Source organism: Pseudomonas sp. UBA4617, assembly GCF_002386445.1.
In the GTDB taxonomy this organism is placed as follows: domain Bacteria; phylum Pseudomonadota; class Gammaproteobacteria; order Pseudomonadales; family Pseudomonadaceae; genus Aquipseudomonas.
In genome coordinates this window covers 74,691-96,838 of the sequence record NZ_DGIR01000026.1, presented here as the reverse complement: position 1 = coordinate 96,838, position 22,148 = coordinate 74,691, and the positions used below count along the sequence as shown (strand labels likewise).

Annotated in this window: 20 protein-coding genes; all 20 read right to left on the bottom strand. The window is 62.4% G+C overall.

The window, feature by feature from the left end:
• Nucleotides 1-67 precede the first annotated feature (67 nt).
• Complete coding sequence (locus tag B4L76_RS11570) at nt 68-898, bottom strand: sigma 54-interacting transcriptional regulator (protein WP_296232592.1); 831 nt, start codon at nt 896-898, stop codon at nt 68-70.
• Between the two features lie 61 nt (nt 899-959).
• Nucleotides 960-1,541 carry an alpha/beta hydrolase gene (locus B4L76_RS11565; RefSeq protein WP_296232590.1) on the bottom strand — a complete coding sequence of 194 codons (582 nt, stop codon included), beginning with the start codon at nt 1,539-1,541 and terminating at the stop codon, nt 960-962.
• A 202-nt stretch (nt 1,542-1,743) separates the two neighbouring features.
• Complete coding sequence (locus B4L76_RS11560; RefSeq protein ID WP_296232589.1) at nt 1,744-2,145, bottom strand: ExbD/TolR family protein; 402 nt, start codon at nt 2,143-2,145, stop codon at nt 1,744-1,746.
• Between the two features lies 1 nt (nt 2,146).
• Nucleotides 2,147-2,866 (bottom strand): MotA/TolQ/ExbB proton channel family protein, encoded by a 720-nt coding sequence (locus B4L76_RS11555; RefSeq protein WP_296232588.1) that lies wholly within the window; start codon nt 2,864-2,866, stop codon nt 2,147-2,149.
• A 30-nt stretch (nt 2,867-2,896) separates the two neighbouring features.
• Nucleotides 2,897-3,682 (bottom strand): energy transducer TonB, encoded by a 786-nt coding sequence (locus B4L76_RS11550; protein ID WP_296232587.1) that lies wholly within the window; start codon nt 3,680-3,682, stop codon nt 2,897-2,899.
• Nucleotides 3,683-3,980: 298 nt separating this feature from the next.
• On the bottom strand, nt 3,981-4,970 hold the full coding sequence (locus B4L76_RS11545) for a sulfate/molybdate ABC transporter ATP-binding protein (RefSeq protein WP_114171931.1): 990 nt from the start codon (nt 4,968-4,970) through the stop codon (nt 3,981-3,983).
• A gap of 3 nt (nt 4,971-4,973) precedes the next feature.
• On the bottom strand, nt 4,974-5,846 hold the full coding sequence (gene cysW, locus B4L76_RS11540) for a sulfate ABC transporter permease subunit CysW (protein ID WP_225779670.1): 873 nt from the start codon (nt 5,844-5,846) through the stop codon (nt 4,974-4,976).
• Nucleotides 5,847-5,857: 11 nt separating this feature from the next.
• Entirely contained in the window at nt 5,858-6,676 is an 819-nt protein-coding gene (gene cysT / locus B4L76_RS11535) for a sulfate ABC transporter permease subunit CysT (protein ID WP_289133489.1), read from the bottom strand.
• 100 nt (nt 6,677-6,776) lie between these two features.
• Nucleotides 6,777-7,784 (bottom strand): sulfate ABC transporter substrate-binding protein, encoded by a 1,008-nt coding sequence (locus B4L76_RS11530; protein WP_296232584.1) that lies wholly within the window; start codon nt 7,782-7,784, stop codon nt 6,777-6,779.
• Between the two features lie 47 nt (nt 7,785-7,831).
• On the bottom strand, nt 7,832-8,014 hold the full coding sequence (gene oscA, locus B4L76_RS11525; protein WP_003258557.1) for a sulfur starvation response protein OscA: 183 nt from the start codon (nt 8,012-8,014) through the stop codon (nt 7,832-7,834).
• A 251-nt stretch (nt 8,015-8,265) separates the two neighbouring features.
• Nucleotides 8,266-11,316, bottom strand: a complete 3,051-nt coding sequence (locus B4L76_RS11520) for an efflux RND transporter permease subunit (RefSeq protein WP_296232580.1) — start codon at nt 11,314-11,316, stop codon at nt 8,266-8,268.
• Nucleotides 11,313-12,380 carry an efflux RND transporter periplasmic adaptor subunit gene (locus B4L76_RS11515; RefSeq protein WP_296232578.1) on the bottom strand — a complete coding sequence of 356 codons (1,068 nt, stop codon included), beginning with the start codon at nt 12,378-12,380 and terminating at the stop codon, nt 11,313-11,315. The genes B4L76_RS11520 and B4L76_RS11515 overlap by 4 nt, the downstream gene beginning before the upstream one ends.
• Nucleotides 12,377-13,465, bottom strand: a complete 1,089-nt coding sequence (locus B4L76_RS11510; protein ID WP_296232577.1) for an efflux RND transporter periplasmic adaptor subunit — start codon at nt 13,463-13,465, stop codon at nt 12,377-12,379. The genes B4L76_RS11515 and B4L76_RS11510 overlap by 4 nt, the downstream gene beginning before the upstream one ends.
• A gap of 277 nt (nt 13,466-13,742) precedes the next feature.
• Complete coding sequence (locus B4L76_RS11505; RefSeq protein ID WP_296232575.1) at nt 13,743-14,636, bottom strand: ABC transporter permease subunit; 894 nt, start codon at nt 14,634-14,636, stop codon at nt 13,743-13,745.
• On the bottom strand, nt 14,633-15,514 hold the full coding sequence (locus B4L76_RS11500; protein WP_225780768.1) for an ABC transporter permease subunit: 882 nt from the start codon (nt 15,512-15,514) through the stop codon (nt 14,633-14,635). Before B4L76_RS11500 ends, B4L76_RS11505 begins: the two co-directional genes overlap by 4 nt.
• A gap of 35 nt (nt 15,515-15,549) precedes the next feature.
• On the bottom strand, nt 15,550-16,692 hold the full coding sequence (gene potA / locus B4L76_RS11495) for a polyamine ABC transporter ATP-binding protein (RefSeq protein ID WP_296232572.1): 1,143 nt from the start codon (nt 16,690-16,692) through the stop codon (nt 15,550-15,552).
• Between the two features lie 71 nt (nt 16,693-16,763).
• Complete coding sequence (locus B4L76_RS11490) at nt 16,764-17,858, bottom strand: polyamine ABC transporter substrate-binding protein (RefSeq protein ID WP_296232570.1); 1,095 nt, start codon at nt 17,856-17,858, stop codon at nt 16,764-16,766.
• 158 nt (nt 17,859-18,016) lie between these two features.
• Nucleotides 18,017-19,114 (bottom strand): polyamine ABC transporter substrate-binding protein, encoded by a 1,098-nt coding sequence (locus B4L76_RS11485; RefSeq protein ID WP_296232569.1) that lies wholly within the window; start codon nt 19,112-19,114, stop codon nt 18,017-18,019.
• A 169-nt stretch (nt 19,115-19,283) separates the two neighbouring features.
• A complete protein-coding gene (locus tag B4L76_RS11480) occupies nt 19,284-20,645 on the bottom strand; it encodes an aspartate aminotransferase family protein (protein ID WP_296232568.1) in 1,362 nt (453 codons plus the stop codon).
• A gap of 45 nt (nt 20,646-20,690) precedes the next feature.
• The gene (locus B4L76_RS11475; RefSeq protein WP_296232567.1) at nt 20,691-22,049 is read right to left on the bottom strand and encodes a glutamine synthetase family protein; all 1,359 of its coding nucleotides are present in this window, start codon (nt 22,047-22,049) and stop codon (nt 20,691-20,693) included.
• Between the last annotated feature and the right edge of the window lie 99 nt (nt 22,050-22,148).

Below are 22,148 nucleotides of genomic sequence, written 5' to 3'. Positions count from 1 at the left end.
ATATCTTTTATTTAGCTGCTTATGCCAAAAGCAAATCGCCATCAGCGACTTTGTTCATGAACGTCGTCTAGCGCGCAGGGCTGGGCAAATCCAGGTCCTTCGGCAGAATTTCCTCGCCGTCATTCACCAGCAGGGCGAAGTGAATAATGTTCTCCAGCTCGCGGATATTGCCCGGCCAGAAGTGCGCTTCCAGTAGCTGTTGTGCGGCCTCGCTCACCAGCGGCACCGGCCTTTGCAGGCGCGCGCTGTAGATACCGACGAAATATTCGGCCAACGGCAGGATGTCGCCCGGCCGCTCACGCAGTGGCGGCAGCTCCAGCGCCCCTTCGCGCAGGTACTGGTACAAGCGCTCGTTGAAGCGCCCCGCGCTTACCACCCGGGCCAGGTCGATGCTGGTGGCGGCTACCAGGCGTACATCCACCGGCTGCGGCTGCTGCGCGCCTACCCGGGTAACCTCGCGGTTTTCCAGGGCGGCTAGCAGCTTGCCCTGAATGGCCAGCGGCAGGTCGGCGATCTCGTCCAGGTACAGCGTGCCGCCGTTGGCCGAGCCAAACCAGCCGGCGCGGCTGCTGGCCGTGCCTGCGTGGCTACCGGCGCTGTAGCCGAACAGCTCGGCATCGGCATAGGTGGGGCTGATGGCTGCGCAGTTGACCGACACGAACAACCCTCCGCGGTCGCTGGCGCGGTGAATTTGCCGAGCCAGCAGCTCCTTGCCGGTGCCGGTTTCGCCACGGATCAGCACCGGCAGGGGCTGTGGCGCCAGGCGCTCGAGTTGCTCGCGCAGCCGTTGGGAACGCGGGTCGATGAATACCAGCGCCTTGGCGCGTATGCTCAGCGGGCTTTTGTCCAGTTCGGGGAAAGTCAGCAACGGCTGGCCAAACGGGTTTTGAAAAGTCATGACGAACTCCCGCCCCTGGCCTGCAGTGGCCGGGCGTCGCAAACGGTAAACAATAGGGTGATCAGGCGCGGCGCAGCGCGCGCTGCTCGACCCGGTTCTGCAAGCGATACAGGTAAGCGAACCCCTGCTCCCAACGCTCATGGCCGGACTTGACGTTGATGTGTCCGGCGTTGGTCAGCAGCCCCGCTTCGGCGCCCCACGCCTGGGCCAGGTACAACGCCCGTGGCACGCTCACGGCCGGGTCGTTGTCCGAGCTGACCACCTGGCTGGGGAACGGCAGCGCCTCGGTCGGGATCGGCGCGAAGTTGCGCAAGGCGGGTGCGCAACCGGGCCGTTCGACATCCGCCGGCGCCACCAGCAAGGCACCACGCACCCGCCGTAGCAAGGCCGGGCTGGCTTGGGCGGCCCAATGGGCGACCGTGACGCAGCCCAGGCTGTGGGCAATAAGGATGACCGGCGAGCGCTCGGCGGCAATCGCCTGCTCCAGCGCCTGCACCCAGTCCTGGCGCTGCGGGGTCAACCAGTCCTGTTGCTCGACCCGCGCACTGTTGGGCAGGGTGCGCTGCCAGTGGCTTTGCCAATGATTGTCTGGCGATCCTTGCCAGCCCGGCACAATCAGGTAACGGATCGACTCGTTGCGCATGGGGACGCCTCCAGTAAGTTTGCGTGCTTGGAGACCAGTATAGGGCGGCAGTTATATCGGTAAAGGAATAGGAAGCTATTTGTTAATAACCAAATAACAAATCGAAGCGATCGTTGGACGGGCGCTTATGGCAAAAAAAATGGGCCATCCCCTGCCAAGAGATATGGCCCATAAGCACTTGCCTGAAGGGGGTTGCCGGGGTTCAGCGCGCGGTAATCACCGCCAGTTTGCTGATGCCCGCACGTTCGATCGCCGCCATGGCCCGTGCCACTTCGCCGTAGTTGACACCGTCGTCGGCCTGCAGCTGCACACGCACTTGCGCGTCCTTGTCCTTGGCGGCCTTGAGGCTGGTTTCCAGCAGATCTGGCTGGATCGGGTCCTTGTTGATGAACAGCTTGCCACCACCATCGATGCTGACCACCAGCGGGTCCTTCTGTTCCACCGGCGCCACGGCCTCGGTCTTGGGCAGGTTCACAGGAATCGCGTTGGTCAGCAGCGGCGCGGTGACGATGAATACCACCAGCAGCACCAACATCACATCCACCAGGGGCGTAACGTTGATTTCACTGAGGACTTCGTCATTGTCCTGGGTCGAGAAGGCCATATCAGGAAGCCTCCTTGACTGGCTGGGAGAACCCACCCTGGTGCGCGTGCACGGCCGGGTGCACCAGTACGCGGAAAGCACTCTTCTGCGCCAGGCTGTAGAAATCATGGGCGAAGTCATCGAGGTCGGCTGCAGTGAGCTTGAGCCGGCGCAGGAAATAGTTGTAGACCAGCACCGCCGGTACCGCGACGGCGATACCCACACCGGTGGCCACCAGTGCCGCACCAATCGGCCCGGCGACGGTTTCCAGGCTGGCAGAGCCGGCCGCACTGATGCCCTTGAGCGCTTCCATGATGCCCCACACGGTGCCGAACAGGCCGATGAAGGGCGACGTGCTGCCGATACTGGCGACTACCGCCAGGCCGGTTTCCAGCGAGCGGCGCTCCCGCACGATCTGCTGGCGCAGTGCACGCTCCAGGCGGTCCTGGTGGTTGATGGCGTGGCTCAAGTCGCTGGCCTGGGTATCGCCCACAGCGATGGCGGCGTAGCCGGCCTGGGCCACGCGTGCAGCCGGGCCCGGCAGCTCGTGGCTGGGCTCGGCGGCCGAGTCCAGGCTCGAGGCGGCCCAGAACTGCTGGTGGAAGCGCTTGTCCTGGTGCTTCAAGCGCACGAACTGAGAGGCCTTGACCAGGGCCAGGCCCCAAGTGACGACAGAGAAACCAACCAACAGCCAGATGACTGCGCTTTCAACGGACTCGAGTGGGGATGCCAGCAGGCTCATGATGATGTCTTCCTGTGTTCTGCGGAATAGTTAGCGAAGCTTGAAATCGATCGGCACACTGACCCAGCCGGTCTGGGCCACGTCGCCCTGCCTGGCCGGAACGAAACTCCAGCGCTTGACTGCCGCCAGCGCGGCGGCGTCGAGGGCATCGCGGCCACTGCTCTTCTGGATCTGGATCTGTCCGGGCGCGCCACTGGGCAGCACCTCGACGCGCAACAGCACGGTGCCCTCCCAGCCACGGCGCTGGGCCAACTGCGGATATTCCGGCGCCGGGTTCTTCAGGTACGCGGCGTTCGCCGATGCCGGGGTTATCGGGGCGGGCACGGCAGGCGCGGGTGCCGGTGCTGCCGGGGCGGCTACGGGGACCGACGGCGCAGCTTCGACCGGCTTGGGTTGTTGCTTTACCACCGGCTTGGGCACAGGTTTGGGCTTGGCCTTGGGTTTGCTGGCCAGTTCGTCGATCACTTCAGGCGCTGGCGGCTGGACCACAGGCGGTGCCGGGGCAGGTGGCGGCGGCTCGACCACAGGCGGGGCAGGCGCGGCGAATTCGATGGTCATGGGCAGCACCTGCGGCGGGACTACCGGTAGCTCGGGCGTAGGCGCCCGGCTGATCCAGTAGGCCACCGCAGCATGCAGTGCCAGCACCAGCAGGCCCAGCGCCAGCTTGTCGCGGCGCTTGAGCGCGCTGACAGGCGTGCGTTGCAGGCGCAGCTGGCCGAGCGGGAGGCGAAGCGTGCGCCCAAGCTCGATCAAGTCACCCGGAGCGGTGCGCCATGGCTGGGCGTAGGCCTTCATGGCCGACTGGACATTACCCATTGATAAAACTCCCAGGGTCTCGATTCAGGGTGTATCTGAATCATGGAACCAGGGGACTTATCTCTTAAAGGAATGTTTAAAATTAAACTTAGAACTTAAATGAATATCTTTTTTTCGCGATGGCTTCGACGCCGCGGATTCCGTGGGCTGTGGCTGTGGCGGGAAAAAACGGTGCATCAGGCGCATGCAAAATATGCGCGCAATGCATGGGATTTCCAGGCCTGCGAAGCGGCCACGGACACCCGCCAGGCATGAAAAACCCGGGACAGCGCCCGGGTTCTTCATGTTCGAAGGCGGCTCAGATATCCGCCACTTTCTGCCAGACCTTCGGCCGGAAGAACAATGTCTCGCCCCGCGCCAACCCGGTCAGGCTGTCATGGTCCTTGACCACCTCGGCCTCGATCAGCTCGCTCTGCCCTTCCACCTTCAGGGTCACCCGCGTGGTAGCGCCCAGCGGTCGGATATCGCGCACCTCGGCGGCATGGTGCCCCTCGGTCTCGTGCCGCGACAACGACACTTCGTGCGGGCGGAACAGCACATGGTGTCCCTCACTCAAGGCCAGGCGGTTGGAGTCACCCAGGAAGTGGTAGACGAAATCGTTGGCCGGGTGCTCGTACACCTCGCCCGGCGAGCCGATCTGCTCGATCACACCCTTGTTCATCACCACGATGCGGTCAGCCACTTCCATGGCTTCTTCCTGGTCGTGGGTGACGAATACCGACGTCAGGTTGATGTCCTCGTGCAGACGCGCCAGCCACCGGCGCAGTTCCTTGCGCACCTTGGCATCCAGGGCACCGAACGGCTCGTCCAGCAGCAGTACCTTGGGCTCTACCGCCAGCGCACGGGCCAGGGCGATACGCTGGCGCTGGCCACCGGACAACTGTTCGGGGTAGCGGTCGGACAGCCAGTCCAGCTGCACCATGTTCAGCAGCTCATGCACCTTTTCGGCAATCCTGCTTTCGCTCGGGCGCTCGCCCTTGGGCTTCATGCGCAGGCCGAAGGCGACGTTGTCGAACACGCTCATGTGACGGAACAAGGCGTAGTGCTGGAACACGAAACCGACGTTGCGGTCACGCACGTCATGGCCGGACACGTCTTCGCCATGGAACACGATATTGCCCTGGTCGGGGGTTTCCAGCCCGGCAATGATGCGCAGCAGGGTGGTCTTGCCACAGCCGGACGGGCCAAGCAGGGCAACCAGCTCGCCGCTGTTGATGTCCAGGTTGATGTTGTCCAGTGCCTGGAAGCTGTTGAAGCGCTTGCTGACGTTACGAACTTCGATCGACATGAATCATTCCTCCGCGGCGCTGTGGCGCAGGCGGTTAATACGGTTCTCGCTCCACTGCTTGAGCAGCAGGATGAAGAGCGCCATGATCAGCAGCAGGCTGGCCACGCTGAAGGCCGCCACGTGGTTGTACTCGTTGTAGAGGATCTCCACGTGCAGCGGCAGGGTATTGGTCACGCCACGAATATGGCCCGACACCACCGACACGGCACCAAACTCGCCCATGGCCCGCGCGGTGCACAGCACCACGCCGTAGATCAGGCCCCATTTGATGTTCGGCAGGGTCACATGCCAAAACATCTGCCAGCCATTGGCGCCGAGCAGGCGCGCAGCCTCCTCCTCTTGCGTGCCCTGTTCCTGCATCAACGGGATCAGTTCACGGGCCACGAACGGCACGGTGACAAATATGGTGGCGAGGACGATACCCGGCAAAGCGAACACGATCTGGATGTCGTGGTCCTGCAGCCACGGCCCGAACAGGCCCTGCGCGCCGAACATGAGCACGTACACCAGGCCGGCGATCACCGGCGAAACCGAGAACGGCAGGTCGATCAGCGTGACCAGCAGGCTCTTGCCGCGGAACGTGTACTTGCTCACGCACCAGGCGGCGCTGACCCCGAACACCAGGTTGAGCGGTACCGAAATGACCACCGCGATCAAGGTCAGCTTCAGCGCCGACAAAGCATCCGGCTCGAGGATCGCCTCGAAGAACGTGCCAAAGCCGTTCTTCAGTGCCTGCGATACCACGATCACCAGCGGCAGCAGCAGGAACAGCGCGAATACCAGCCAGCCAAGGCTGATCAGGACGCGCCGCGAAGTCGCACTGCCACGGCGGGCGGCGTTGGCGGCGGCGGTTGCATTCAGGGTTGAACTGGACATGCCGGCCTCCTTCAAGGGGTTTCTATGCGGCGCTGCAGCAGGTTGATCAGCAGCAGCAGGATGAAGGAAACCACCAGCATCAATACGCCGATGGAGGTCGCGCCGGTGTAGTCGTACTGGTCGAGCTTGACCATGATCAGCAACGGCAGGATCTCGGTCTTCATCGGCATGTTGCCGGCAATGAAGATCACCGATCCATACTCGCCCACACCGCGGGCAAAGGCCAGGGCGAAGCCGGTGAGCCAGGCGGGCAGCAGCGCCGGCGCCAGCACATGGCGGAACACCTGCAACGGCTTGGCGCCCAGGCAGGCAGCGGCCTCCTCGACTTCGCGCGGGATGTCGGCCAGCACCGGTTGTACCGTGCGCACCACAAACGGCAGGGTGACGAAGGTCAGGGCCAGGGTGATGCCCAGCGGGGTGTAGGCGATCTTGAAGCCAAGGTCGGTGGCGAACTGGCCGACCCAGCCCGAAGGCGCGTACAAGGCAGTCAGGGCGATGCCGGCAACGGCGGTGGGCAGGGCAAATGGCAGGTCGATCATCGCATCGATGACCTTGCGCCCAGGGAAGGTGTAGCGCACCAGCACCCAGGCCAGCAAGGTGCCGATCAGGCCGTTGATGATGGCGGCGAACAGGGCGGTGCCGAAACTCAGCTTGAGCGCGGCGATCACCCGCGGAGCGCTGATGACATTCCAGAACTGCTCCCAGGTCAGCTGCGCGGCATGCACGAACATGGCGGCCAGCGGTATCAGCACGATCAGGCTGAGGTACACCAAGGTGTAGCCCAGCGTCAGCCCGAAGCCGGGTATGACGGGGGAAATGCGACGTGACATAAATATCCCTGGTTGAACGCACGAAGCCCGGGATCAATCCCGGGCCGGTGCAGGCTTGTGAATCCTGGGGCTGCCTTGCAGCCCCGCTTTTCCCTGGCGCTTACTGTGCCTGATAGATCTGGTCGAACACACCGCCATCATTGAAGAACTTGGGCTGTGCAGTTTTCCAGCCACCGAAGTCCTTGTCGATAGTCACCAGGTCCAGTTTCGGGAACTGCTTGCCGAACTCGGCGGCTACCTTGGCATCACGCGGACGGTAGAAGTTCTCGGCAGCAATCTTCTGCCCGGCCGGGCTGTACAGGTGCTTGAGGTATTCGCTGGCAATCTCGGTATTGCCCTTCTTCTCGGCGTTCTTGTCGACCACCGCCACCGGCGGCTCGGCCAGGATCGACAGCGACGGCACGACGATTTCGAACTTGTCGGCGCCACCGTCCTCCTTCAGGGCCAGGAAGGCCTCGTTTTCCCAGGCCAGCAGGACGTCGCCCTGGCCGTTGTTGACGAAGGTGATGGTCGAGCCACGCGCACCGGTGTCCAGCACCGGCACGTGCTTGAACAGCTCCTGCACGTAGGCCTTGGCCTTGTCTTCGCTCCCCCCGGTCTTCAGGCCGTAGGCCCACGCGGCGAGGAAGTTCCAGCGGGCGCCCCCGGAGGTCTTCGGGTTCGGGGTAATGACCGATACATCCTTCTTGATCAGGTCGCCCCAGTCCTTGATGCCTTTCGGGTTGCCCTTGCGCACCAGGAACACGATGGTCGAAGTATAGGGCGTGCTGGCGTCCGGCAGACGCTTCTGCCAGTCCTCGGGCAAACTCTTGCCGAGCTTGGCAACTTCGTCGATGTCGCCGGCCAGGGCCAGGGTCACCACGTCGGCGCGCAGGCCGTCGATCACCGCACGGGCCTGCTTGCCCGAGCCACCATGGGATTGCTGGATCTTCACCGTGTCGCCCGGGTGGGCCTGTTGCCAGTGCTTGATGAACTCGGCGTTGTACTGCTGGTAAAGCTCACGGGTCGGGTCGTAGGACACGTTGAGCAGTTCGTAGTCCTTGGCGATGGCGGAACCGGCAAAAACAGCGCTGGCCAGGGCGGCGAGCGCATAACGGCGGATGGACATGGTGAAGCTCCCAATTGGCATTTTTCTAGTTTTGAATGGGTGGCGCGTCAGCCGGTCTTGTTGCCGGGCTGTTGCAGGCGGAATTTCTCCTTGCGCTCGATCTGTACGACCTGAGCGTTGTGCACAGTGATCTCCACCGCACCGAAACGCAGGTCGCGCAGGGCGCTCTGGATTTCCCGCAGAATGGTGGCTTCGTCCTGACCGTCGATGCTACGCAGGGATGCACTCATGCTCGTTCTCCTTGGAGTGAGGTTGCCGGGCTGAGGTTTGAATGGGGGATTACGCCTGGCTTGGGGCAATAGTAGTGAGGCAAGGTTATTCTTAAAAATACTGTTTAAGAATTTTTATATAACCAAATTCAGACACTCACTTTCAGCCCCACAAAAACCCTGTGGGAGCGGGTTCACCCGCGAATGCGGCGGTAAATCCCACCATCGCATTCGCGGGTAAACCCGCTCCCACAGGGTTTGTGCAGGGGGCTTCAGTTTTGTTTCTGTGGCTCGCGGATCTTGTACCAGGCCACATACAGCGCTGGCAGGAACAGCAGTGTCAGCAGGGTGGCCACGATGATCCCACCAATCATGGCGTAGGCCATCGGCCCCCAGAACACCTCGCGGGCGATCGGGATCATGCCCAGGCTCGCCGCCGCTGCAGTCAACAGGATCGGTCGGCGGCGGTGATTGGTAGCCTCCACCACCGCATCCCAGGGCGACAGGCCTTGTGCCTCGAACTCGTCGATCTGGGTCACCAGGATCACCGAGTTACGAATGATGATGCCCGCCAGCGCGAGAATCCCGAGAATCGCCACGAAGCCCATCGGCGTGCCGGTGGGCACCAGCGCCAGCACCACGCCGATAAGCCCAAGCGGTGCCACGCTGACCACCAGGAACAGCTTCTGCACACTGTGCAGCTGAATCATCAGGAAGGTCGCCATCAGGAACAGCATCAGCGGGATCACCTTGCGGATCGGGCCTTGCGCCTTGGCACTCTCTTCCACCGTACCGCCAGTGGCCACTTCGAAGCCCACCGGCAGCTTGCTGGCGAACTCGTCGATCTTCGGCTTCAGCTGGGCAACCAGGTCGGTGGGCTGGATGTCGCCATTGACCGAGGCCTTGATGGTAATGGTCGGCTTGCGGTCACGGCGCCACACCAGCGGCTGCTCCAGCTCGTAGCGCACCGTGGCAAACGACAGCAGCGGTATCGCGGTGCCGTTGGGGGTAAGGATCTGCAGGTTCTGCAGGGTATCGGGCGATCCACGCTCGCTGTCCTGCGCACGGGCAACCACGTCGACCAGGTAGATGTTGTCATTGACCTGGGTGATCTGGACGCCGCTGACGATGCTGTTCATCACATTAGCCACGTCTTCCGATGACAGGCCCAGCTGGCGCGCCTTGTCCTGGGCAATTTCCACCCGTAGCACCTTACCTGGCTCGTTCCAGTCGTAGATCATCTCGCCAATGTATTGGTTCTGGTCGAGCAGGGTGGCCAGCTCGATGGCATGCTTGCGCACCTCGTCGATATTGGCGCCGCTGACCCGGTACTGGATCGGCCGGCCCACCGGCGGGCCCATTTCCAACGACTGCACGTTGGTACCGATGCCGACGAATTCCTCATGCAGGATCTTCTGCAGCCGCTCCATCATGCCCTGGCGCTCTTCGAAGCTCTTGCTGACGATCACCAGCTGCGCGTAGTAAGGGTTCTGCAGTTGCTGGTCGAGCGGCAGGTAGAAGCGGACAGCGCCCTGGCCGATGTAGGTACTCCAGTGCACCAGGGCCGGGTCGTCCTTGATCCGCGCCTCGAAGCGGTCGACCACCTTGCGTGTCTCTTCGATCGAGGCGTTCTGCGGCAGGTTGAGGTCGACAAGGATTTCCGGGCGGTCCGAGGACGGGAAGAACTGGTTCTGCACGAAGCGCTGGCAGAAGATCGCCAGGGCGAATAGCAGCACGGTGCCGATGATGGTCAGCCAGCGGTTGCGCATGCACCACAGCAAGCCGTGCTCGAAGGCCCGGCCGAGCCTTCCAGGCTCGGCATCATGTGCCTTGAGGTTGCTGCTGAGCATATGCACACCCAACACCGGCGCAAAGAACACCGCCACGATCCACGACACCAGCAGGGCCACGGCAATCACCGCGAACAGGGTGAAGGTATATTCGCCCGCCGAGCTGGCGTTGAGGCCAATGGGCACGAACCCGGCCACGGTGACCAAGGTGCCGGTGAGCATCGGGAACGCCGTCGAGGTGTAGGCGAAGGTCGCCGCCTGCTCCTTGCTCTCGCCCATTTCCAGCCGCGTGACCATGACCTCCACGGTGATCATCGCGTCGTCCACCAGCAGGCCCAGGGCGATGATCAGCGCACCCAGCGAAATACGCTGCATGGTGATACCGCTGTATTCCATGAACACGAATACCATGGCCAGCACCAGCGGGATCGAACAGGCCACGACCAGGCCGGCGCGCACCCCCAGGCTGACAAAGCTCACCCCGAGCACGATCACCACTGCCTCGAACAACGCGCTGGTGAAGCCACCCACCGCCTGCTTGACCACCACGGCCTGGTCGGAAACGGTATGCACCCCGACGCCAATAGGCAGGTCTTCGACCACCCGATCCATGCGTTTTTTCAGTGCCGCGCCGAACACCTCGATGTTGCCACCGGCTTTCATGCCGATAGCCAGGCCCAGCGCTGTCTGGCCGTTGTAGCGGAACATCGGTGAAGGTGGGTCGACGTAGCCGCGCTCGATGTCGGCGATGTCGGCCAGGCGGAAGAAGCGGTCGTTGATCTTCAGGTTGACGGTTTGCAGGTCCTTTTCCGAGGCGAACTGTCCGGTGGTGCGCACGGAAATGCGCTCCGGGCCCGCCTCGATCACCCCGGCCGGAGTCACCGCGTTCTGCGATTGCAAGGCCTGCATCACCTGGCGCTGGTCGATGCCCAAGGCTGCCAGCTTGCGGGTGGAGAAGTTCAGGTACAGCACTTCGTCCTGGGTGCCGATCAGCTCGATCTTGCCGATGTTGGGTACGTCGCGCACCTCAGCCCGCGCCTGCTCCACATAGTCACGCAGCTGACGCAGGGTCAGGCCGTCGGCGGTGAAGGCATAGATCGAACCAAACACGTCGCCGAACTCGTCGTTGAACCCCGGGCCCTGGATGCCTGCCGGGAACTCACCGCGGATGTCCTGGATCTTCTTGCGTACCTGGTACCAGATTTCCGGAATGTCCTTGGCCTTGGTGGTGTCGCGCAGGTACACGTAGACCGTGGATTCACCCGGGCGGGTGTAGCTTTTGGTGTAGTCGAGCGAGTCGAGTTCCTCGAGCTTCTTCTCGATGCGGTCGGTGACCTGGTACAGGGTCTCGTCCTGGGTCGCACCCGGCCAGCGAGTCTGGATCACCATGGTCTTGATGGTGAACGACGGGTCTTCCTCACGGCCCAGGTTGAAGTAGGAGAAGATCCCCATCAGCAGCCCAACGAACATCAGGTACCAGACGAACGATTGATGCTTGAGTGCCCAGTCGGACAGGTTGAAGCTTCCTTTCATCGCGCATCCTCGTCGAAGGTGACCTTCTGGCCAGGCTTGAGGCTGTTCACGCCCGCCGTCACCACCCGCTCACCGGGCTGCACCCCGGAGGTCAGGATGATGCTCTGGTCGGTGCGGTCGATCAGGGCCACGTCACGGGTGGCCACGGTTTTCTGTTGCGGGTCGATCACCCACACCTGGGTCTTGCCATCCCGTTCGAGCAAGGCACTCAGGGGCAGCTCGCTGCGCGGCGTCACCGCCGAACTCAGGGTTACGCTGATGGCGGTACCCAGGTGGAACGCCGCCGGCGTGCTGGCCAGGGTCAGGCGGGCGCGGCGGGTACGGGTGGTGGCGTCGGCCTGGGGTTCCAGTTCGCGCAGACTGGCCGTGGTGTTGATGCTCGGGTCGAGTTGCGAGGCAACGGTAAAGGTCAGGCCTTTGTTCAACTGCTCGGCCAGGCCGATCGGCAGGTCGATTACCGCTTCCTTGACGTCCGGCCGGGCCAGGGTCACCACGGCCTGGCCAGCGGTGACGGTTTGCCCGGCTTCGGCTTTCCAGTTGGTAATCACCGCGGCATGGTCGCTGCGCAGGGTGCTGTAGTCGAGCTGGTCACGGGCCTGGCTGACGGCCGAGCGCGCCTGCTCCAACGCGGCACTGGTGGTCTTCAGGTTGGTCTGGGCGATGTCCAGCTGGGCCTGGGCGCCAACACCCCGGTCGTACAACTGCTGCTGGCGGCGAGCATCGGCCTGGGCGTTGATCCATTGCGCCTGCACCTTGGCCAGGTCGCCTTCGGCGGCGCGCAACTGGTTCTGCTGGTCGGTTGGATCGAGCGTGGCAAGCGTGTCACCCGCCTTTACCTGGGCGCCCACATCCAGCCAGCGCCGGGCGATGCGCCCGGACACGCGAAAGCCCAGGGTGCTTTCGAAACGCGCCTGGATAGAACCGGCAAAGCGGCCCAGTTGCGATTGAACCTGGGGCTCGACCTTGACCGACAGCACTGGCCGAATCGGCTCCGGCGCCTCGTCCTCGCTACTGCAGCCGACCAACAGCATGCCGGCCGACACCATCATCAGCAGGCGCTTCATAGCTCACCCCCCTTGGCCTTGGCATCGATCTTCTGTACCTGCATGCCGGGGTGCAGCAACTGCCCGCCATTGACCACCACGGTTTCGCCACCTTTCAGGCCGCTGGCGACCACGATCCTGCCGGTGAGGTAGCGGCTGACTTCAACCTTGCGCAGTTCCACCTTGTCGCCCTCGCCTACCACCCACACCGCGGGTTCATGCAGTGCCTTGGTCAAGGCGGACCAGGGCAGCTCGATGCTGGGCCGCCCCTCGGCATTGGTGGTGGCGGTAACCGGTGCACCCAGCTGCATCGCCGCAGGCACGTCCCTGAGGCCGACCTTGATCTGAACCGTGCCGCTTTGCTCGGACACCGTAGGGGTGATTTCGCGGACAAAGCCATGCGCCTTTACCTTGGGATCGTCCAGCAGGCTGACGATCACCCCGGCATCGCTGGCCGGCGCCACCAGCAGCGACTCATAGACGTTGAACACGGCATCGCGGTCGCCGTCGCGGGCCAGGCTGAAGATCGGCATGGTTGCTTGCACCACTTGGCCAACCTCGGCCTGGCGCTCAGTGATTACGCCATCGGCTTCGGACACCAGGGCGGTGTAGCCGAGTTGCTCATTGGCATCGGCCAATTGCGCCTGGGCGGCCTTGAGTGCGCTCTGGTCGCTGCGCAGGGCGGCCTCGGCAGCGTCGTATTCGCTCTGGCTGGTGTAGCCCTTGGGAAGCAGTTTTTGCTGGCGTACGAAAGCGGCGCTGCTCTGGGTGACCCGCGCCTGCGCAGCGAACACCTCGGCCTTGGCCGAGTCGACGTTGTTCTGCAGGTCTTTCGGGTCCAGGCGCGCCAGTACCTGGTTGGCCTTGACGTGGTCGCCGACATCTACGCTACGCGAGATGATCTTGCCGCCGACGCGGAACGACAGGTCGGTCTGCACGCGTGCCTGTACGTCGCCAGTCAGGGTGACCCTGGCGGCGAAGTCGGTCGGCTGGACCTGCTGCACGCCCACCCGGGGCAGTGTCTTGGGGACTTCTTCCTTGCTACAACCCGTGAGCATGTACAACAGCCCCAGGCAAACGACCGACAGCGGACGCAACAACGTCATGCAGGCTCCTTGCTTGCGCACAAATGATGTGTGGGATGCGACTGTCAGCGTAGTTCAGGGTTCGATAAACAGCACTGACAGGAGCCAGATGTGGCCAGTTCAGGTGCATGCCATGGCATTTTCGATGCCTGTGAAATCGAGCGCCGCGCGGGCGGCGCTCACAGTTGCAGAAGATGTTGTGCCAGGCCCCTGGCGGCCCAAACACACAAGACAGGCCAACAAGGCCTTCAATGACCAGGCGCTCCACAGAGTCAACCCCTGCAGGGCGCCCTCAAGATCAGGCCGAAGCAGCCACCGACGCCGGACGCTTGACCTGCGGTTGCGAAGCGTTGGCTGCCGCACCCTCCTCGATCGCCTGCTGAATCGCCTTGCGGCGACGCTCTTCGGCCTGGCGGCTGAAGTACCAGACCAGGAAGGTCACCAGGGACACCGACAGCAGGATCAGGCTGGCCACGGCATTGATCTCCGGCTTCACACCCAGGCGCACCGCCGAGAACACCTCCATCGGCAAGGTAGTCGAGCCCGGGCCCGAGACGAAGCTGGCCAGCACCAGGTCATCCAGCGACAGCGCGAACGACATCATGCCGCCCGCCGCCAGCGACGGCGCAATCATCGGGATGGTGATGAGGAAGAATACCTTCCACGGCTTGGCACCCAGGTCCATCGCCGCTTCTTCGATCGACAGGTCCAGCTCACGCAGGCGCGCCGACACCACCACCGCCACATAAGCCGCACAGAACGTGGTGTGGGCGATCCAGATAGTGACAATGCCCCGCTCCTGCGGCCAGCCGATCATCTGCGCCATGGCCACGAACAGCAGCAACAGCGACAGACCGGTGATCACCTCGGGCATCACCAGCGGCGCGGTGACCAGGCCGCCGAACAACGTGCGGCCCTTGAAGCGGGTGACGCGGGTCAGCACGAATGCCGCCAGGGTACCCAGCGCGACTGCCGCCACCGCCGTGTAGCAGGCGATTTCCAGCGAACGCATCACCGACCCCATCAGCTGGGTGTTGTCGAGCAGGCCGACGTACCACTTCACCGACCAGCCGCCCCACACGGTCACCAGCTTGGAGGCGTTGAACGAGTAGATCACCAGGATCAGCATCGGCAGGTAGATGAACAGCAAGCCGAGCACCAGCATCAGCTTGGAGAAACTGAAGCGCTTCATGCCCTGCCCTCCATTTCTTTGGCCTGGCTGCGGTTGAACAGCAGGATCGGCACGATCAGGATCGCCAGCATCACCACCGCCAGCGCGGATGCCACCGGCCAGTCACGGTTGTTGAAGAATTCCTGCCACAGCACCTTGCCGATCATCAGGGTTTCCGGGCCGCCAAGCAGTTCCGGAATCACGAACTCGCCCACCACCGGGATGAACACCAGCATGCAGCCGGCGATGATGCCGTTCTTCGACAGCGGCACGGTAATCTTCCAGAAGCTGTTGAAGGTGCTCGAACCCAGGTCGGATGCGGCCTCGAGCAAGCTCGGGTCGTGCTTCACCAGGTTGGCGAACAGCGGCAGGATCATGAACGGCAGGTACGAGTAGACCACGCCGATATAGACCGCCAGGTTGGTGTTGAGGATCTGCAGCGGCTGGTCGATCAGCCCGGTCCACAACAGGAAGCCGTTGAGCAGGCCGTTGTTGCTGAGGATGCCCATCCAGGCATAGACGCGGATCAGGATCGCGGTCCAGGTCGGCATCATGATCAGCAGCAGCAGGACCGTCTGGGTCTCCTTCCTGGCATTGGCGATGGCATAGGCCATCGGGTAGCCGATCAACAGGCACAGCAGGGTGCTGAAGAAGGCCATCTTCAGCGAACCCAGGTAGGCCGAAATGTACAGCTCGTCTTCGGTCAGCAGGCCATAGTTGGCCAGGTTGAGCACGAGCTGGACCTTGTCCTCGACGTAGCTGTAGATCTCGGTGTAGGGCGGGATCGCCACATCGGCTTCGGCGAAGCTGATCTTCAGCACGATGAAGAAAGGCAGCATGAAGAACAGGAACAGCCAGATGAACGGCACGCCTATCACCAGGTGCCGCCCCTCCGGAATGATGCGCTGGAAGGCTCGCTTGAGCTTGCGAAGTTTCATGACCGCAGTACCACGCCGCTGTCGTCTTCCCACCACACGTACACTTCATCGCCCCAGGTCGGCCGGGTGCCCTGGCGTTCGGTGTTGGCCACGAACGACTGGACGACCTTGCCGCTCGGCAGCTCGACATAGAACACCGAGTGGCCACCGAGGTAGGCGATGTCGTGGACCTTGCCGCGCGACCAGTTATGCTCGCAGGTTGGTTGCTGGGTGGTGACCAGCATCTTTTCCGGGCGCAGGGCGTAGGTGATGTGCTTGTCTTCCACCGAGGTGGTGATGCCATGGCCCACGTAGATCTTGCGCTCAAGCTCGGGGCTGGCAATGATCGCGTGGCCCTCGGCGTCGTCCACCACTTCACCGTCGAACAGGTTGACGCTGCCGATGAACTCGCACACCAGGCGGCTGGTAGGGGTCTCGTAGATGTCTACCGGCGAGCCGATCTGGGCGATCCAGCCCAGGTGCATGATGGCGATGCGCTGGGCCATGGTCATGGCCTCTTCCTGGTCGTGGGTCACCATCACGCAGGTCACGCCCACGCGCTCGATGATTTCCACCAGCTCCAGTTGCATCTGCGAACGCAGCTTCTTGTCCAGCGCGCCCATCGGCTCGTCGAGCAGCAGCAGCTTGGGGCGCTTGGCCAGCGAGCGGGCCAGGGCCACGCGCTGGCGCTGGCCACCGGACAACTGGTGCGGCTTGCGCTTGGCATACTGGGTCATGTGCACCAGCTTGAGCATCTCGGCCACGCGGGCATCGATCTCGGCTTTGGGCATCTTGTCCTGCTGCAGGCCGAAGGCGATGTTCTGCGCCACGGTCATGTGCGGGAACAGTGCATAGGACTGGAACATCATGTTGATCGGCCGCTCGTAGGGCGGCATGTCGGTGATGTCGACGCCATCGAGGAAAATCCGCCCTTCGGTCGGGCGCTCGAAACCGGCGAGCATGCGCAGCAAGGTGGACTTGCCGGAACCGGAGCCACCCAGCAGGGCAAAAATCTCACCCTTACGGATTTCCAGGGACACATCGTCCACGGCTACCGTTTCGTCGAATTTTTTCGTGACCCGGTCGATCTTGACCAGCACCTGCTTGGGTTGCTGGCCACCCTCGAGGGCTTTTTTATAGGCACCGGAGGCAACTGCCATGAGTGAAACTCCCAACAAGATTTTTGTGCCCGCGTGGCCTGCTCTGCAGGTGCCGCCACGGGTCTGGATTTTTACTTGCCCGACTTGACCTTGGTCCAGCTACGGGTCATCAGCCGTTGCACCTTGGGTGGCAACTCTGCATTCACGAACATCTTGTCCAGCACTTCCTGCGGTGGGTAAACCGCGGCGTCAGTCCTCACGGCCTGGTCCATCAGGTCGCCAGCCTTGGGGTTCGGGTTGGCGTAACCGACATGATCACTGACCTGGGCGATAACCTCAGGCTTCAGCAAATAGTTGATGAAGGCGTGTGCCTCTTTGACATTCCTGGCGTCCTTGGGGATCGCCAGCACGTCGAACCAGAGGTTGCCGCCTTCCTTGGGAATGGCGTAGGCCAGGTTCACACCCTTTTTCGCTTCTTCAGCGCGGGTCCTGGCCTGGAACACATCACCCGAGAATCCTGCCGCGACGCAGATGTCGCCGTTGGCCAGGTCGGTGATGTACTTGGACGAGTGGAAATAGGTCACGTATGGGCGTACCGCCAGCAACTTCTTCTCGGCGGCCTGGTAGTCCTTGGCGTTGCTGCTGTTGGGGTCCAGCCCCATGTAGTTGAGCACCGCCGGCAACATTTCGTCAGCCGAGTCGAGGAACGCAACGCCGCACTTGGCGAGCTTCTTCATGTTCTCCGGTTCGAACAGCACGGCCCAGGAGTCGATGGTGTCCACGCCCAGCGCGGCCTTCACCTTGTCGACGTTGTAACCGATGCCGTTGGTGCCCCACAGGTACGGCACGGCGTACTGATTGCCTGGGTCGTTCTTTTCCAGGCGCTTCATCAGCGCCGGGTCGAGGTTGGCGTAATTGGGCAGCAGGCTCTTGTCGAGCTTCTGAAACGCGCCCGCCTTGATCTGCTTGCCGAGGAAATGATTGGACGGCACCACCACGTCATAGCCGGTGTTGCCGGCCAGCAGTTTGCCTTCCAGGGTTTCGTTGGAATCGAATACGTCCTGCACGGGCTTGATGCCCGTCGCCTTTTCGAAGTCCGCGAGTGTGGTCGGGCCGATATAGTCGGACCAGTTGTAGAAGTGCACCGTAGGCGCCGCTTGGACGCTGCATGCCAGCGTCAGGCCCGCACCAGCCATCAAGGCTTTGCGGAATACAGAAATGGACAAGTGGGTGCTCCTTTACAATCAGTGTCCGGGTAGCGACAGTGCTGCCGCACACGCAAAACCGGCGCGCAACTTACCTTCGCAGCTTCGATGCCGCAATCATCAATTGCCTTTTACTGGCTCTGGGCCGGGTATCCCGGCCCAGAGGTGCTGCATCGGGCTTACTTGCCCGACTTGATCTTGGTCCAGCTACGGGTGATGTCACGCTGGGCCTTGGCTTCAGGAGCAGCGATGGCATACAGCTGTTTCTTCACTTCAGCTGGCGGATAGATGCTTGGATCGCTGGTGATCTCCTTGTCCACGAACTGGGTGGCGGCAGCGTTGCCGTTCGGGAAGCGCACAGCGTTGGTGATCTCGGCCATGATTTCCGGCTGCATCAGGAAATTCATGAACTGGTAGGCAGCATCTTTGTGCTCGGCATCCTTGGGGATGGCGACCATGTCGTAGAAGGTACCGGCACCTTCCTTCGGAATGACGTATTCGACCTTGACCTTGTCGCCGGCTTCGTGGGCACGGGCCTTGGACTGCTCCAGGTCACCCGAGTAACCGACGGCTACGCAGATGTTACCGTTGGCCATGTCGCCGATGTACTTGGACGAGTGGAAGTAGGTGATCGAAGGACGGATCTTGAGGAACAGGTCCTCGGCGGCCTTCAGGTCTTCCTTGCTGGTGCTGTCGGTCGGCTTGCCCAGGTAGTGCAGCGCAGCCGGAAGCATTTCGGTCGGGGCATCGAGGAAGCTCACGCCGCAGCTCTTGAGCTTGGCGATGTTCTCAGGCTTGAACACCACGTCCCACGAGTCGATCTTGTCCACGCCCAGCGCGGCCTTGACCTTCTCCGGGTTGTAGCCGATGCCGATCGAGCCCCACATGTACGGGAAGGCGTGCTTGTTGTCCTTGTCGCTGGCATCGCCAACGGCCTTGAGCAGGTCCGGGTCGAGGTTCTTCCAGTTCGGCAGTTTGGAGCGGTCCAGTTCCTCGTATACGCCAGCCTTGATCTGCTTGGCCAGGAAGTTGTTGGACGGCACCACGATGTCGTAACCCGACTTGCCGGCCAGCAGCTTGGCCTCGAGGGTTTCGTTGCTGTCGAACACGTCGTACTTGACCTTGATACCGGTCTGCTTCTCGAACTTGGCGATGGTGTCCGGCGCGATATAGTCCGACCAGTTGTAGACGTTCAACACCTTGTCTTCAGCCTGAACAGCGGTGGCCATGGCACCCATCAGGGCTGCGGCCAGCAACGTCTTGCCCATTTTATTCATGCGTAATGCTCCGGAATTTTTATTTAGCCATCTGTTCAGTAGCCAGGACCCACGGTGCAGAGCGCGCGGCGACTGGAACAGCCGCTAGTCTGGCAAGTTACAAGGCTCTGTTTCAACAAAAGCAGGGCCTTGTAACCACTTAATGTCACACCGCTAGCCTAGCAAACGCCTAGCGAATCGCTTCAAGCGTCAAGTCGAGACATTTGCGCGCCTTTTCCACCAGCTCATCGATCTCTGCGTGGCTGATGACCAGCGGTGGCGCAATGATCATGGTGTCACCCACTGCGCGCATGATCAGGCCGTTTTCAAAGCAGAACGTGCGGCAGATCATGCCTACGCCCTTGCCTTCATGACGGCTACGGGTGGCCTTGTCCTTGACCAGCTCGATCGCGCCGAGCAAGCCCAGGCCGCGCACTTCGCCCACCAGCGGGTGGTCCTGCAACTCACGCAAACGCTTTTGCAAATACGGTGCCGCTTCGCTGCGCGCCTTCTCGACGACGTGCTCGTCGCGCAGGATGCGCAGGTTTTCCAGGCCCACTGCAGCCGCCACCGGGTGTCCGGAGTAGGTGAAGCCGTGGTTGAAGTCGCCACCTTCGCTCAAGACCTGGGCCACCTTGTCACGGACGATCACACCACCCATGGGGATGTAACCGGAGGTCAGGCCTTTGGCAATGGTCATCAGGTCCGGCTTGAGGTCGTAGTAGTCGGAGCCGAACCACTCGCCGGTACGCCCGAAGCCGCAGATCACTTCGTCGGCGACGAACAGGATGTCGTAACGGGCGAGAATCTCCTTCACCTTCGGCCAGTAGGTGTCCGGCGGAATGATCACGCCACCGGCGCCCTGGATAGGCTCGGCGATGAAGGCAGCGACGTTGTCTTCGCCAACTTCGAGAATCTTCTTCTCAAGCTGCTCGGCCGCCCACACCCCGAACTGGTCCGGGGTCATGTCGCCGCCTTCGCCGAACCAGTACGGCTGCGGAATATGCACGATGCCGGGAATCGGCAGGCCGCCCTGCTCGTGCATGCCGCTCATGCCGCCCAGGCTGGCACCGGCCACGGTGGAACCGTGGTAACCGTTGATACGACCGATGATGGTCTGCTTCTGCGGTTTGCCTTTCAGCGCCCAGTAGTGGCGGACCATGCGCAGCACGGTGTCGTTGCCTTCGGAGCCGGAGCCGGTGAAGAACACATGGGTCATGCCTGGCGGTGCCACGTCGGTGATCGCCTTGGCCAGCTCCAGCGCCGGCGGGTGGGCGGTCTGGAAGAACAGGTTGTAGTACGGCAGCTCGCGCATCTGCCTTTCTGCCGCCTGCACCAGTTCTTCACGGCCATAGCCCACCGCCACGCACCACAGGCCAGCCATGCCGTCGAGAATCTTGTGCCCCTCGCTGTCCCACAAATGCACACCTTGCGCCTTGGTGATGATGCGCGGTCCCTTCTCCTTCAGTTGCTTGTAGTCGGAGAAGGGGGCCAGGTGGTGCTCGCCGCTCAGGGTTTGCCATTCACGGGTTTGCGGGTTGTTGACGCTCATGTGCCTCTCCAGTTTCCGGCGGCCGCGCGGCGGCCTCAGGGTTGATCAGACAGCGAACAGCAGGAACTCACGCTCCCAGGAGCTGATGACGCGTTTGAAGTTCTCGTGCTCGGCGCGCTTGGTGGCGACGTAGCCGGTGATGAATTTCTTGCCCAGGTACTGCACCAGTGCGCGGCTGTTTTCCATGCGCTCCAAGGCGTCCTCGATCGTCAGCGGCAGGCGCAGGTTGCGGCGTTCATAGCCACGGCCCTGCACCGGCGCACTGGCCTCGATGCCTTCGACCATGCCGATGTAGCCACACAGCAGGCTGGCGGCAATCGCCAGGTACGGGTTGGCGTCAGCGCCCGGCAAGCGGTTCTCGACCCGGCGGCTTTGTGGGCCGGCATCCGGCACGCGCAGGCCGACGGTGCGGTTCTCTTCGCCCCATTCCACATTCACCGGAGCCGAGGTGTCGGGCAGGAAGCGGCGGAACGAGTTGACGTTGGGCGCAAACAGCGGCAGCGCCTCGGGGATGAACTTCTGCAGCCCGCCGATGTGGTGCAGGAACAGCTCGCTCATGCTGCCATCTTCATTGCTGAAGATGTTCTTGCCGGTGGCCACGTCGACCACGCTCTGGTGCAGGTGCATGGCACTGCCTGGCTCGCCGGTCATGGGCTTGGCCATGAAAGTGGCAGCCACGTTGTGCTTGAGCGCGGCCTCGCGCATGGTGCGCTTGAACACCAGGATCTGGTCGGCCAGGTGCAGGGCATTGCCATGACGGAAGTTGATCTCCATCTGCGCCGTGCCGTCTTCGTGGATCAGCGTGTCCAGGTCCAGTTGCTGCAGTTCGCACCAGTCGTAGACATCTTCGAACAGCGGGTCGAACTCGTTGGCGGCTTCGATAGAGAACGACTGGCGGCCGGTTTCCGGGCGGCCCGAACGGCCTACCGGGGGCTGCAGGGGGAAGTCCGGGTCTTCGCTACGCTTGGTCAGGTAGAACTCCATCTCCGGCGCGACAATCGGCTGCCAGCCCTTGTCAGCGTAGAGCTTGAGGACTTTCTTCAGCACGTTGCGCGGCGACAGTTCGACTGGGTTGCCCTTCTTGTCGTAGGTATCGTGAATGACCTGCGCGGTCGGCTCGATGGCCCACGGCACTAGGAACACGGCGTTCTCGTCGGGACGGCAGATCATGTCGATGTCGGCCGGGTCGAGCAGTTCGTAATAGATGTCGTCGTCAACATAGTCGCCGGTCACGGTCTGCAGCAGCACGCTCTCGGGCAGGCGCATGCCTTTTTCGGCGATGAACTTGTTGGTGGGCGAGATCTTGCCGCGCGTGATGCCGGTCAGGTCGCTGATCATGCATTCGACTTCGGTGATCTTGTGCTCTTTCAACCAATCGGTGAGCTGGTCGAGGTTGTTACTCATAAATACCTCAGGAGGTAAGGTGGGCCGCGCACTGATTCTGGATGGAGTAGATTGCTAAAGCAAAAACCCCCGCGCAGAGCCACACTGGATACACTGAAA